Below are 13660 nucleotides of genomic sequence, written 5' to 3'. Positions count from 1 at the left end.
TTCGGGCTACAGCGGATAGCGGGCGATGACGCGGTAGCCGCCGTCGGGGGTGGGGCCTGCTTCGAGGGTTCCGGAGAGGAGGGTCGCGCGTTCGCGGAGGCCGAGGAGGCCGTGGCCGCCGGAGGGGAAGGCTGGGGGGCGGCGGCGGGGGCGGCTGTTGCGGACTTCGATTTCCAGGTGGCCGTCGGATTCCTTCACCAGGACGGAGGTGCGGGCGCCGCCTGCGTGTTTGCGGACGTTGGTCAACGCCTCCTGAACCGTCCGGTAGGCGGCGCGGGAAATGGGGCCGGGGACGGAGAGGGGGTCGACCGAGATGGTCATGGCGACGCCTTCGTGGACGAGGGAATCGACCTCGTCCAAACCCGGCTGCAATTCCTCCTCATCACCACCAGAACGCAAGACGCCGACGAGTTCGCGGAGTTCTTCCAGCGTCCGGGTGCTCAGCGAGCGGATGGTGGCGGCGGCTTCGCGGGATTCGGTGTCGGCGGTGCCGACCTGGAGGGCGCCCGCCTGCATGGCGATGAGGGTGACCTGGTGGGAGACGACGTCGTGCATCTCGCGGGCGAGCTTGGCGCGTTCGGAGGCGCGGACGGTGGCGGCGTGCAGGCGCTTCTCGCGGTCGCGGCTGCGGGCCAGGTCGCGGATGCGGGCCGACAGCTGGCCGCGGACGGTGATCAGCATGCCGATGGCGACCGGCATGCCCGCCACCAGCACCCCGTACATCAGGTCGAGGATGTGCTCGCGCCAGGTCAGGTCGAGGAAGTCGGTCCACGGCCAGAGCACGAACCGGCAGGCGCACACCAGCAGCGCGCCCGCGGCGGTCTTCCAGGAGAACAGCTCGCGCTTGGCCAGCGAGCCCAGGGCGATCATGGCCGCCAGCTGGGCCCAGCCGAAGAAGAACCCGGGCACGCACAGCACGACCGTTGCGAAGGGCAGGTGGCGGCGCAGCAGCAGGGCGGCGACGGACAGCCAGCTGAACCACGGCGAGTACCACGGCGGGGCCTCGGGCACGACCAGCCACACGTCGAGCGCGGCCAGCACCACCGCCGCGGCGTCGGAGGCCAGGGCGCGGGTGCGCGGGCTCGACTGCGCCAACGCGCGCGGCAGGCGCAGGGGGACCTGTCGGGGCAGCACACCGGTCAGCTTCCCACCTCCGCGAATCGGTGGTCCGGGCTGGTCAGCCCGGTCGTGCGCATCGGCGCGGGGTTCGGGCACGGCGGTAGCATTCTCGCGGTTCGGGGCCGGGTGGCGCCGGTGCTGTGGCATGGATCGCCCCTCCTCGTCACCTGGGAGACGCGGCTGCCGCGGCACCGGGACGTCCGGCCTGCAACTTCTGTGCGGGCGCAAACGAGAGGAGGGGCCGTGCGGACGCTGATCGTGGACAACCACGACTCCTTCACCTACAACCTCTACCAGGCCCTGGCAGCCCTCGACGGGGCGCGTCCGACGGTCGTGCGCAACGACGAGGACTGGGACCTCGGCGGCCTCGCCGACTTCGACAGCATCGTCATCTCGCCGGGTCCCGGCCACCCCGCCAAGCACCGCGACTTCGGCCTCAGCGCCGCCGTCATCGCCGCGGCCCGCCAGCCGCTGCTCGGGGTCTGCCTGGGCCACCAGGGGCTGTGCCTGCTGGCCGGGGCGCGCGTGGGGCCTGCCCCGCAGGTGCGCCACGGCAGGCTCTCGACGGTCCACCACGACGGCCGTGACCTGTTCGACGGCTTACCCAACCCGCTGCGGGTGGTGCGCTACCACTCGCTGGCCGTCACCGACCTGCCCCCGGAGCTGACGGCCACCGCCTGGTCCGACGACGGCGTCCTGATGGGCGTGCGGCACCGCGACCGACCTGCCTGGGGCGTCCAGTTCCACCCGGAGTCGGTCTGCACCGAGCACGGCGTCGACCTGCTGGCCAACTTCGCCGCGATGACCCGCCGCCACCACGCCGAGCAGCCCCGCGAGGCCATCACCGTCGCCGCCCGCCCGAAGACCCCCAACGCCCGCGTCCTCGTCCGCCGCCTGACGCTGCCGGTCACCGCCGAAGAGGCGTTCGACGCCTGCTACCGCGACTCCCCGCACGCCTTCTGGCTCGATTCCGCGGCCGGTGGCCGCTTCTCCTACCTCGGCGACGCCTCCGGCCCGCACGCCCGGGTGGCCACCGCCGACGTCCAAGCGGGCACGGTGACCGTCCAGGACCGCGAGGGCAGGCAGGTGCACCACGGCCCCTTCCTCGACTGGCTCGACGAGGACCTGGCGCGCTGGACCGTCGACGTGCCCTACCTGCCGTTCGGGTTCGCGCTCGGCTGGGTCGGCTACCTCGGGTACGAGCTGAAGGCCGAGACCGGCGGCGCCCGCGCCCACGCGAGCCCCGACCCGGACGCGGCCCTGGTCTTCGCCGACCGGGTGATCGCCTTCGACCACCACACCGGGGAGATCCACCTGCTGGCGCTGGACTCCGCCGACGCCGAGCAGTGGCTGGACGACACTTCGGCCCGGCTGCTCACGCTCTCGCCGCTGCCCGAGCCCGACCCGCTGCCGCCCGTCGGGCCGCTGACCGCGCGCCACGACCGGGCGACCTACCTGGACATGATCGACTCCTGCCTGGCCGCCATCCAGGCGGGCGAGACCTACGAGGTCTGCCTGACCAACGAGCTGACCGCGCCCGCCGACCTCGACCCCTGGCAGGCGTACCGGCGGCTGCGCGCGGCCAACCCGGCCCCGTTCGGGGCGTTCCTGCGCTTCGGCGACCGCGCCGTGCTGAGCGCGTCCCCCGAGCGGTTCCTGGCGATCTCCGCCGACGGGGTCGTGGAGTCCCGGCCGATCAAGGGCACCCGCCCGCGCGGGCGCACCCCGGAGGAGGACGCCGCGCTGCGCCACGACCTGGCCACCGCGGAGAAGGACCGGGCCGAGAACCTGATGATCGTCGACCTCGTGCGCAACGACCTCGGGGTCTACGCCGAGGTCGGCTCGGTGAACGTGCCCGCCCTGTTCCAGGTCGAGTCCTACGCGACCGTGCACCAGCTGGTCAGCACCGTGCGGGCGCGGCTGGCCGAGGGGGTGTCGGCGGTGCGGTGCCTGCGCGCGGCCTTCCCGGGCGGGTCGATGACCGGCGCGCCCAAGGAGCGCACTATGGAGATCATCGACCGGCTGGAACGGGGTCCGCGCGGGGTCTACTCCGGAGCCCTGGGCTGGTTCTCGCTGACCGGGGCCGCGGACCTGAGCATGGTCATCCGCACGCTCGTGGCGCGCCCCGGAGAGGTCGGCTTCGGCGTCGGCGGGGCGGTGGTGGCGCTGTCGGACCCGGCCGAGGAGTACGAGGAGACGGCGGTGAAGGCGGCCGCGCTGGTGGACCTGCTGGGGGTGCCGTTCCCGGAGCGGGCCAGGGTCACCGGCGGCTGAGGTAGCTGCCCAGGTGGCCTGCTGAGGTGAGCATGGCCAGCCCGCGCGCGGTCAGCCTGCGCTGCCACCCGGCGATGGCCTCGGCCAGCGCGTCGGCCCCGCCCGCGGTGCGGATCTGCCGGACGACGGCGGCGATGCGCTCCAGCGGGTAGCCCCCGCGCCGCAGCAGGTGGGCCAGCTCGGCGTCGCGGATGTCGTCGGCCTGGTAGACGCGGTAGCCGGTCGCGGGGTCGCGGGCGGGGGTGAGGATGCCCGCGTCCTCCCAGTTGCGCAGGGTGGCCGGGGTGACGCGCAGCAGGTGGGCGAGTTCGCCGATGCTGCGGGGACCAGAAGGGCGCGGGGTGGCCCCGGTGAGCTGGCCGATCGCGGTGCGCACGGCGTCGAGGGTGTCGCGGTCGCGCAGCAGCAGGGCGTGGCCGCGGTCGATGGCGAGCAGGGCGTCGTCGAGCCGGTCGTCGTGGATGGCGGCCATGATCTGACCTGCTGTCGCATGCCCGTAGGCGGGGACGAGGGCGAGGAAGGCGCGCAGGGCGGCCGCGTGCTCCTCGGTGTAGACCCGGTAGCCGGTTGGGGTGCGCTCGGCGGGCGGGAGGAAGCCGTCGCGCTCGTAGTTGCGCACCGCCTGGGTCGAGATGCCGTGCTCGCGCGCGAGGTCGGCTGGTCGCATGGCTATCCCCGGTTTGAAACCTCAGCCCAGCGATCCAAGCCAGGAGCGCTGGAAGCTTACACCGACTTTCAAAGATACGCTTGAGCCTCATGAGTCAGGACATCCGCGACTTCCTCACCCCCTCCTGCGCGTTGCTGGGCCTCGGCGAGCCCACCCACCGCGAACCCGCCTTCACCCGCGTCCGCAACGAGCTGTTCGCCCAGCTCGTGGCCTGCGGCTTCCGGTCCATCACCCTGGAGACCCACCGGGTCGCCGGGCTCGCCGTCGACGAGTACATCGGCGGGGGAGAGGGCAGCGTCGAGGCGGTGCTGTCCGACGGCCTCTCGCACGGCTTCGGCGCGCTGGAGGGCAACCGCGACCTGGTGGAGTGGCTGCGCGAGCACAACCAGGACCGCCCGCCAGCGGACCGCGTGACCTTCCACGGCTTCGACATCGAGACCGAGAACACCACCGCCCCCAGCCCGCGCGCCTACCTCGAACACGCCCGCGACTACCTCGGGCTCGACCTGGACATCGCGGGCCTCGCAGGCGACGACCACCGGTGGAGCCGCGAGGAGGCGATCCTCGACCCGGCCCGCTCGCCCGGCGACACCCCCGAGGCCGAGCGGCTGCGCGTGCTCGCCGACGACCTGCTCGCCACCCTCCTCGCCCGCGCGCCGGACCTGGTCGCGGCGACCTCCCGCGCCGCGTGGCTGCGGGCCAAGACCCACCTCACCGCGGGCATCGGCCTGCTGCGCTACCACCGCCAATCCGCCTGCCCCGGCGACGCGCACACCCGCATGACCCGGCTCATCTCCGCGCGCGACGGCCTCATGGCCCAGAACCTCCTGGACATCCGCGCGATCGAAGCCCGCCGCGGCCCAACCCTGGTCTTCGCCCACAACCTGCACTTGCAGCGCAGCACCAGCACCATCCAGCAGTCGGATTCCCGCTGGAACTCCGCAGGCGCCATCGTCGCGTCGGTGTCGAGCGAGCCCTACACCTTCATCGCGGGCAGCCTGGGCCGCAGCACAGCCGCCGGTCTGTCCGAACCGGAGCCCGACACCTACGAAGGCCGGCTGCAGAGCCGGTTCGACGGATGGGGCCTGACCGCAGCCGACCTCCCACCCGCCGAACCCCGCGCCGCCACGCACGGCTACTTCCCCCTCGATCGCTCACTCCTCGGCGCGGCAGACGCCATCCTGCACATCAACGGCGCATAGGGGTCGCTGGTCGCTTCGCCAGCGAACTTCCACCGGTCCGGCGCAGCTGTCACCGGCTCCAACCCGCCGCTCGCACGACTTGGTGGCCTCGGTCCCTGAGGAAGGCGCTGTACTCCCGCTGGGCGCCGCGGTGGCCGTGGACGAGCATGACTTGGGCGGGCGCGAAGGAATCGATGATCGAGGTGAGTCCCTCTCGATCGGCGTGTGCGGAGAGTCCGAACTTCGCCACGCGAGCCTTCACCTCGACCGGCCTGCCGTCGAGGTCGAAGGAGCGGACGGACCCGCTGCCCAGGCCGAGCAGCGCCTTCCCCGGCGCCTCCGCATCCTGGTAGCCGGTCACGAGCAAGGCGGCGCGGTGGTCGGGCAGGATCGACCGCGCCCACTGAACCGCAGGTCCGCCGGTCAGCATGCCCGACGGGGTCACGATGACGCCGCGTCGGAAGGAGGCGATGAGTTCACTCCGCTGGGTGACCGGAACCTCGCGCACGTTGTCGCCGAAGATGCGCAGCGGCTGGTCCCGATCGGCGGTCTGCCGCTCGTAGATCCGGGTGATCTCCCTGGCCATGCCGTCGATGAGGACGGGGACGTCGGGGAGCCGGTTCCGGATGATGAGGGCGATCTCCTGGGCGCGGCCGAGCGCGAACGCGGGCACCAGCACACGTCCGCCCGCGGTGACGACCTCCGCCACGGTCGAGACGAAGTTGTCGACTTCCGTCGAGCGGTGCGAGCCACCTGGCCTGCAGTTGGTGGATTCGATGACGAGCAGGTCGCACCCGCGGGCGGAATCGGGGACGACGAGGCCGGGTGTGGTGGCCTGGGGCAGGTCGCTGACGTCGCCGGTGACCGCGATGCGGTCCGAGCCCGCCGAGATCACCACTCCCGCCGCTCCGAGGATGTGGCCCGCGGGGAACAGCTCGATGGTGAAGCCGGGCGCCAGCTCGACCGTCCGGCCGTACTCCAGTTCCCGCACCCTGCTCTGCGCACCTCGGACCTCGGCTGCGGTGTAGGGCGGCGGCAGTTGCTCGGCGTAGTCGACTGCCTCGGTGCCGCGATTGAAGAACTTCAGCGAATCAGCCCACATCGCGGGCAGGAGAGCTGCCGTGTCAGGCGTGCAGAAGATGTCCATCCCGGGGTTTGCGGCTGCGACCGCTGGTACGTAACCCGCGTGGTCGTTGTGCGCGTGGGTGATGACGACGGCGTCGATGGGCCCGTCCATGGCGAGGTGGATGTCTCGTGGTCCGGGCTCGCGCAGGGAACGCTTGGGGTCCATCCCCGCGTCCACCAGCACCCGGATCCCGCCTGCCTCGACCAGCAGGCATGACCCGCCGATCTCGGTGTCACCACCCAACGGGGTGAGCAGCAGTTCGATCTCGGCCGCGGTCGTCGCCGCCTCGACGGGCAGCTGAGGCGAGGTGGGCGTCGGCTCGACGATCTCGCAGAGGACGGCGAGGAACCGCTCTTCGACGAGGTCTGCTCGATCGAGCGCGCTCTTGATCAGCGGGTCGCTCGTGGGGCCAGGATCGGTCTGGGTTTCGTGGTCGCGGGGGTCGCGATCGGCGGCGCCAGTCGTGTTCTGCTGCGGGCGAGTCGCCTCGATCAGGACACGGGCGGCGTGCGCGATGTCGGTGGCGATGGCGGCGGTCCGGGCTTGCGCCGCGGCGAGTTGGCCGCGCAGGGCGTCGATGACGGCCGTCGCCTCCGCCAAGTCGGACTGCGCAGCAGCCAGCTCCAGCCGGACTGCATCTCGTTCTGCGATCGCGTAGTCGAACTGCACGCGAGCCCGGTCGCGGGCGGCCCGCGCTTGGGCCAGATTCCGTGCTGCCCGCCTCGCCGCCCGGTCGTCCTTGGTCGCGGGTATCGCTGGGTTCGAGGTGCGGCTTCGGGTCTTGGTGTCCACCCGGTTCGGATCGGCCGAGAGCGCCCGCGCGGCGTCCTCGGCGGCCTCCGAGTCGGCCGAGACCAGATCGCGGAGCAGATCGTGGGCCGTGGCCAACTCGGCAGCGTGCGCCTCGGCCAAGGTGGCCCGCAAGAGCGGGGATCGGGCGATCACGTGGAGGAGCTGAGGCGTGTTCATCGCAGCGAACTGCGATGGATCGGTGCCGCCGAGGTCTGGTCGCTGCTGGAGGACGCGCCTGGCCGCGTCCTCCAGCAGGGCGTGCAGCAACTTGCGCTGCTCCGCGGCCATCTACCGGCCTGCCCGGAGCTGGTCTTTGGAGCGTCCTGCGGCGCTCGCCGTCGCCTTGGCGAGCACCGGTTCGACCCGCAGCAAACCGTCCTCCGCCGTGGCGAGGACCCCGAGCGTAGCCAAGACGCCGACCACGCCGTTGGTGTCGCGGTAGCCCGATTCGCGCAGCCTGGACTCCTTCAGCGCCTGGGCGCCGGGCTCGTCGTCCTCGGCGTGCATCTTCAAGTAGTCGGCGAAGGTGGCCGCGTCGGTCATGTCGTCCGCGTAGTGGTCGCACAACAGCGACCACGCCTGGGAGAGGACCTCGTCGGCGCGGACGCCGGATGCCGTCACCAGGCCGTCGGCGCAATCCGGGGCGTCCAGGTAGGAGCGGATCCGGCCGAGCGGGTCGCCGTTGGGCGGTTCGGGATGGTCGGTCAGCTGTTCGGCCAGCCAGTTGATGAGCATCGGCCACCCACCGGTGACCGCGAGCAAATCGCCTCGGGACGCATCGTCCTGGAACGGCAGGGCCGAATCGTTGAGCCACAGCCGCAGGTCCGTGTCGCCGTACCGGCGCAGGCTGATCACCGATGACGAGGCGTCGGCCTGGTGTTCGGCGGTGGGCCAGGCAGCAGCATGCGCCGGGCTGGTGATGATGACGATGCCGAGGGTCCCGACCGAGTGCGCGGCGATCACCTCCCGCGCCTGCTGCCAAGCGGTCAGCACATCCTGCGGCTTCGCCGAGTCCGGGACGTTGACGACGATGACCGCGTGCTGCCCTGCGGCCTGCAGCGGCGCGTTGCCGCACGTCTTGCGCAACTGCGGGATCGTGGACTCGATCAGCCGCGCTTGGGCTCCGGCCTCCTTCTGCAGGGTGCGCGCGCACCGTTGGACGGTGAGCGCGTCCGAGCCCGCGATAAGCCGGACCTGGCTGCGCTGGGCGAGGAGATCGGCGATCTGCCGCGAGGTCAGCGGCCCTCGCGTCGGGGTGGCGAGGAACGGCGGACGCATGAGCGAGCCGTCGAAGCTCTCCGGCAGGGGGGTGGACTCGGCCTGTCCCAGCACCTCGTCGACGTCGTCGACGGAGCCGAGGAGGTCCAGGATGTTCGGGGTGCGCAGACGGTAGCCGCCCTTGGTGTAGGACAGCACGCCGAGGTCGACGCACTCGTCGAGGAGCGCGTGGAACTCCCCGGTGCGGACCGCCTCCGCGGCGAAGCCCTGCGGCCACCACTGTTCGCAGTCAGCGCGCAGTTGCGCTGCGGTCAAGGTCGAGCCGATGCCGCTGGTGTGGGCGTGGAACGCGACGCTGTAGGCGATGATCTTGTAACGCGGGTCGAGGTTGAGGGTCCACTCGAACCGCTTCCGGAACGAGGTGCGCAGGGCGTTGTCCGACCACACCGCGCTGACGTCGGACTTGGTCACCATGTGCGGCGGAGCGGTAGCGGCAAGGGGCGCCTTGTACAGGTTCCGGAGCAGTTGGTCACCGAAGAGCTGGATCAGCGCGGGCTGGTTGTTCGCCAGCGCGATGACCCGGGCGGCCTGCTCGTCGTCCTCCTCGAAGTGGTAGCCGAGCGCTCGCAACGGCTGGGTGAGGAGGTCGTAGGCGGGTTGCGGGGCCAGCGGCCCGACGCACACCGGATCACCGAAGTGGGCCAGGGGATGATTCGCGAGCCGCTCGAACCTCGCGGTCTTGTGGAGTCCGGCGAACACGACCTTGACAGCGCGGTCGGTCGACTCCATCAGCTCCTTGAACTGCGTGACATGGGTGAACCGGCCATCGGCGGCGTCACCGTCGAGGAAGAAGTCGGACTCGTCGAGCAGCAGCAGGAGCTGCCTGCCCGGGGTCTCCCGTATCCAACCCTCGATCGCGGCGATGAGCGCAGCCGCGACGTTGTCGGTCGGGATGGGGTCAGTCAAGACCTCCTTCTTGGTCAGGCTCTCCCACAACAGCGGCCACACGGCCTCGACCGGGTGGGACTGCCCGACCTTGAAGATCGACTGGTAGATGGCGTACCTGAGCGGCCTGTTGTCGAACTCCCGCGCGGCGGCCCGCAGCAGGGCCGATTTGCCCAGCTGCCTGCCGCCGTACACGATGCAGGGCCCCATCATGTCCACGACCTTGTCGCGCTCCTCGGTGCGGCCGTAGAACATCTCCGGCGACACCAGACCCGCGACGTCGGGGGTGAACGGGTAGGCCGTGGTGAACGGCAAGGTGATCGACATCGTGATGTCCCGGCCCGCCTCCGGCTGTACCGCGAGGTAGGAGAACGCCGCGTGGTCGATCACAGCGGCGGCGGGCAGCTTCCGGCCGCGGTGGAACAGGGTGGCCAGTTCGCGACGTGCCGCCGGGGACAGGGCGCCGAAGTAGAGCACGACGACCGACTGGTCGACGGGTTCCGAGCGCAGCAGCTCGACGAGCTCCTGGGGGGTCGGGGAGTTCCAGACGGCGAGGAGCCGCAGCGAGTCCCCGGACGGGCTCATCCGGGAGCCGAAGGCCGGGATCAGGGCTTTCCCGGACGTCGGGCGGACCCCGACGAGCTGAGCCCAGGACGAACGGCGCGCCTTGCCCGCAGGCTTGTCCTTCAGCTCCACCCGCTCGACGAAGAAGCCGAGTTGTTCGAGGATCGCCTTGACGTGGTTCGGCTGCCTCGCCAAGGAGGCCGCTTCGGTCAGCGCGATCCACTTCTCGAGCCTGGGCGCTGCCGCGGTGGGGCGCCGGATCGCCGACACGTCGATGCCTGCCTCCGCCAACAGGGTGCTCAACGCCGATCCCGCCAGCGGCCGACCCGCTTTGATCATGTCGACGAGCGTGCGCAGCAAATCGAGCCCGGTGCGGCGTCCATCGCTGTCCGCAGCCGAGAACAGCTCGGGGAAGGCGGGGTGGAACCGCGTCAGGTGCTGCGGGTCCGGCTTCGGCGCAGGGAGGCCGTGACCGCTGCGCAGCGTCTCCGTGAACTCGTGCGCGGTCGTGATGTCGCCCTGGTCGATGCAGCTCCGGATGCGGTCGCGGTCCCCCTGCTCGATGTCCAGGTCGGCCAGTGCCGCCAGGGCGGTCTCGCAGGTCGCCGCGACGGCCTTCGCCCGTCGCGCCTCGATCTCGTCGAGGTCTGACAGCATCTTGTCGAAATCGCGACGGGTGCCCCGGGCGGTCTTGTCGTAGCCGCGCGCGTGGCTGGACAGGTCTGTCCACTGATCGGGGTTCAGCCGTCCGAACCGCCGGTCGGAATCGATGCGGCGCAGGAGTTCGGTGAGCTTGTCGTCGAGCTTCTCAGCCGACCGCGACACCGCCCTGTCCCGCTCGGTGGACAGCCGCTGGGCGAGGCTCGGCTGCCTCGAGCGCAACGTCTCGACGAGGACCTGGGCGCCGACGTGGTCGTGCCGGGCCAACCGGGCGTTGAACGCTTCGGTCCAGCCGACGTCTTCGCTGCCGAGCGCGGCGGCGACTGCCGCGACGTCGTCGGCGGTCACCGGCCGCTGCGGGGCGGCGGTGGCGTCCAGCGGCAAATCCGTCGCGAGGGCCAGTTGTCCGGAGATGACGTACTGCGCGGGCATCTCCACCTTGTCGACCTCGTCCGCGCCGTCCAAGAGGTCGAGGGACTCGGTGAGCAGCGCGAGCCCGACCCCGATCGTGGCGCGTTGCGTCGCCGTCTGCCCCCCGATGAGCCGGGTCAGCTGCTCGATGGCCTGGCTCCGGCGGTCGGCGACGGTCTGGCGCAACTCGGCGATGGGGTCGGCCATCCACGTCCCGGCGGCGGGGCGGTTGAGGTTGTCGGTGACCGTGACCCACCGGGCGAGCAGGTCGGCCACCTCGCTCGTCCAGGCGAGGAGCTTGTCCCGGGCGCGGGCCTCGATCCGGCGCGGGCGGTTCCTCGTGCTCTGCAGCTTCATGCTGTCCCTGTCGAGAGCGGCCTCCACGTTCGCCCGCGACCGCAGCTCCGCCACATGCGCTCGGACCCGACGTGCGCTCTCGGCCGATCTCGACCCGGAAGCGGCGATGGCGAGGTGTTCCCCGAGGTACCCGGTGGTGGACGTCCACCGCTGCCACAACTCGGTGGCCGCGACGTAGCGGATGGTGCGCGACTGGCTCGTCCTGAGCATGGTCTGCGCCGCCGCCGTGAGCCGCTCGTGCTCCGCCTCGGCGCCCGCTGCCTCCGCCACCGCATCCGCGCTCTGCGGGGTCAGGTGGGCCCCGCTGTAGAACGCGGTCAGGAGGGCGTCGGTGAGCTCTTCGACGGCTGGCCCGGTCTTGAGCACATTCGGGGTTACTTCGCGCAGGAGGGTCGCCGCGTTGGTGACCGGTGACAGCAGGCCCGCGCGCACGCCAGCGGCGTAGACGAGCAGTTGGAGGTCGATCCGGTCCTCGAGCTGCTCGGCGTCGAGGTCCTTGGCGATGTCGGCGAACGCGGTGGCGTTGGAGTCCAAGGACGAGCAGATCGCGAGGGCGTGCGCGGCGAGCCGGAAGACCGCCCCGTCCGCGTCGCGCCGATCGAGGGCATCGCTGAGCCAGGCCGCCAGGGCGAACTGGCGGGCGCTGATCAACCTGCTCAGCATGTCCCCGTGCTCGGGCGGCAGGTTGACGTCGGAGGTCACCAGGTCGACCGCCGGTGCGGCGGACACGTCCGCCGCGGCGGGCGCGTCGTCGGGGTTGGCCTCGGCTGGACTCGGCGGAGCTGGGGTTGGAACGGTGAAGGCCATGTCAGCGATGACGGCCTCCAGGTCGAGGGACAACGCCGTGGTCGTCTCGTCGCGGGCGGCAGGCATGTCCTCAGGCTGCTCGGCGTCCTGCGTGACCTCGGTGTCCTCTGTGCCGTCACCGAGCTGATCAGCGGGGGTTGCGGTGGGCAGTGCCTCTCCGGGCGAGGTGCCGAGGCGCAGACCTCCGGTACTCGCTGGCATCACCAGCGGCATCGCGCTTGGCAGACCTGCTTGGATCACCTTGAGGAGCTCGGTTCCCCGTTGCGGGTCGGACCCGGCGAGTTCGATCATCGTCAGGAGGGCGTCCAACGCGGCCAGCAGCTTGGCATCGCTCGTCGCGTCCACCTCGCCAGCCAACTGCGCGACCATCGCAGCCTCGGCAGCCACGTAGTCAGGCGCGTTCAAGGTCGTCAGCGTCCGGAGCCGGTCGAGCGCGCCAGCCGATGCGCGGGCGTCGGCGAGTTCGCTGATGAGGGATCCAGCCTGTTCGAGCGACTGGGGTGGTTCCCCGCCGGTGGCGAGGGCGACATCTGCGAAGAAGGCCGTCATCGAATTGATCATGTCGAGCAGGCGGGCGATCTGGTCGGGCTCGGGAACCCGGCCTGCCGCCAGAGCGGCGGCCACCTCCGGCAACGCGGTGCCGCGAACTGCCTCGACAGTCCGCTCGATCTCTTCGCGACGGCTGATCAGCGTTTCGAGCGGGATCTCGACGGCGCTCTGCCCCGCGATCAGCTCTGCGGCACGTTCAACGGGTGCGAGCGAGGGATCACCGAGCTCCTCCCGATCGGCGAACGCGCCCGCTGCGTGCAATTCCTCGACGGCCTCGCACAGGTGGTGGAATGGCGCGGGACGTGCGGGAAGGCCGGGAACGCGCTCGCGAACCCGGGACCACACCGCCTCGACGAGGGACAGCTGTTCCTTGGTCCACACTTCTGGCGGGTTCGCGACGAGCCAGGCGAGGGCCGCCGTCGACCCCGCATGGCCAGAACCGGCCATCGACGCCCAGCCCGCCGCATAGATCGATCGAGCACGGGCGGTCCCGCGTTGGTTCAGCAGTTCGGCGAGCAGCTCCGAGCCGGTGAGGAACCCCAGCTCGTCGGGGTTGCCCGAGAGCAGGGAGGCGAGCTCGAGGTGGTCGAGGTGCTCGGTCAGGCACGTGAGGGTCACCACATGGGGGAGCACGTCGTGCAGGATGTCGGTGGCGGTGTCCTCCGGCGCCTGCGCCAGCCTGGTCAGGAGCGCCTGGGCGTAGACCGCGGGCGGGGCATTCCTCCTGGCCTTGAGCGCCTGCCTGATCAATGCGAGTGTGCGCGGGTGGAGCAGGCGGATCTCGGCCTGCAGCTCTGCCTGCGTCACGGCCGCCACGGCCGACTTGGCCAACTTGGCGGCGCGCAGGGCGCCGACCTCGTCCGAGGTCAGCGAGCCGCATGCTCCTTCGGTTCGGTCATGCAGCACATGGTCTGGATCAGTCACGCCGGACTCCTAGCCGCTGTTGTGCACGGGCGGCGGTGGTGCTGCCGCTCACATCGCGCGAGGTAC

At 71.3% G+C, this 13660-nt stretch carries 6 protein-coding genes; 2 read left to right on the top strand and 4 right to left on the bottom strand.

The features are described from left to right. Positions 1-6: 6 nt before the first annotated feature. Positions 7-1134 (bottom strand): sensor histidine kinase, encoded by a 1128-nt coding sequence (locus ACWEPX_RS11230; RefSeq protein ID WP_451896988.1) that lies wholly within the window; start codon positions 1132-1134, stop codon positions 7-9. A gap of 228 nt (positions 1135-1362) precedes the next feature. On the opposite strand from ACWEPX_RS11230, the gene pabB reads away from it, so the two are divergent. After that, entirely contained in the window at positions 1363-3393 is a 2031-nt protein-coding gene (gene pabB, locus ACWEPX_RS11225) for an aminodeoxychorismate synthase component I (RefSeq protein ID WP_451896987.1), read from the top strand. Here pabB and ACWEPX_RS11220 read toward each other — a convergent pair. Next, positions 3380-4060: a TioE family transcriptional regulator gene (locus tag ACWEPX_RS11220; protein WP_451896986.1), complete on the bottom strand. Its 681-nt coding sequence runs from the start codon at positions 4058-4060 to the stop codon at positions 3380-3382. The genes pabB and ACWEPX_RS11220 overlap by 14 nt on opposite strands. An 89-nt stretch (positions 4061-4149) precedes the next feature. On the opposite strand from ACWEPX_RS11220, the gene ACWEPX_RS11215 reads away from it, so the two are divergent. Continuing rightward, positions 4150-5262 carry an erythromycin esterase family protein gene (locus ACWEPX_RS11215; protein WP_451896985.1) on the top strand — a complete coding sequence of 371 codons (1113 nt, stop codon included), beginning with the start codon at positions 4150-4152 and terminating at the stop codon, positions 5260-5262. A gap of 49 nt (positions 5263-5311) precedes the next feature. On the opposite strand, the gene ACWEPX_RS11210 is transcribed toward ACWEPX_RS11215, so the two are convergent. After that, positions 5312-7447, bottom strand: a complete 2136-nt coding sequence (locus ACWEPX_RS11210) for an MBL fold metallo-hydrolase (protein ID WP_451896984.1) — start codon at positions 7445-7447, stop codon at positions 5312-5314. Next, positions 7448-13594 carry a hypothetical protein gene (locus ACWEPX_RS11205; RefSeq protein WP_451896983.1) on the bottom strand — a complete coding sequence of 2049 codons (6147 nt, stop codon included), beginning with the start codon at positions 13592-13594 and terminating at the stop codon, positions 7448-7450. Positions 13595-13660: the final 66 nt, after the last annotated feature.

The sequence above is a fragment of the Actinokineospora sp. NPDC004072 genome (genome assembly GCF_053604195.1).
This window is presented reverse-complemented; position numbering and strand designations above follow the sequence as displayed.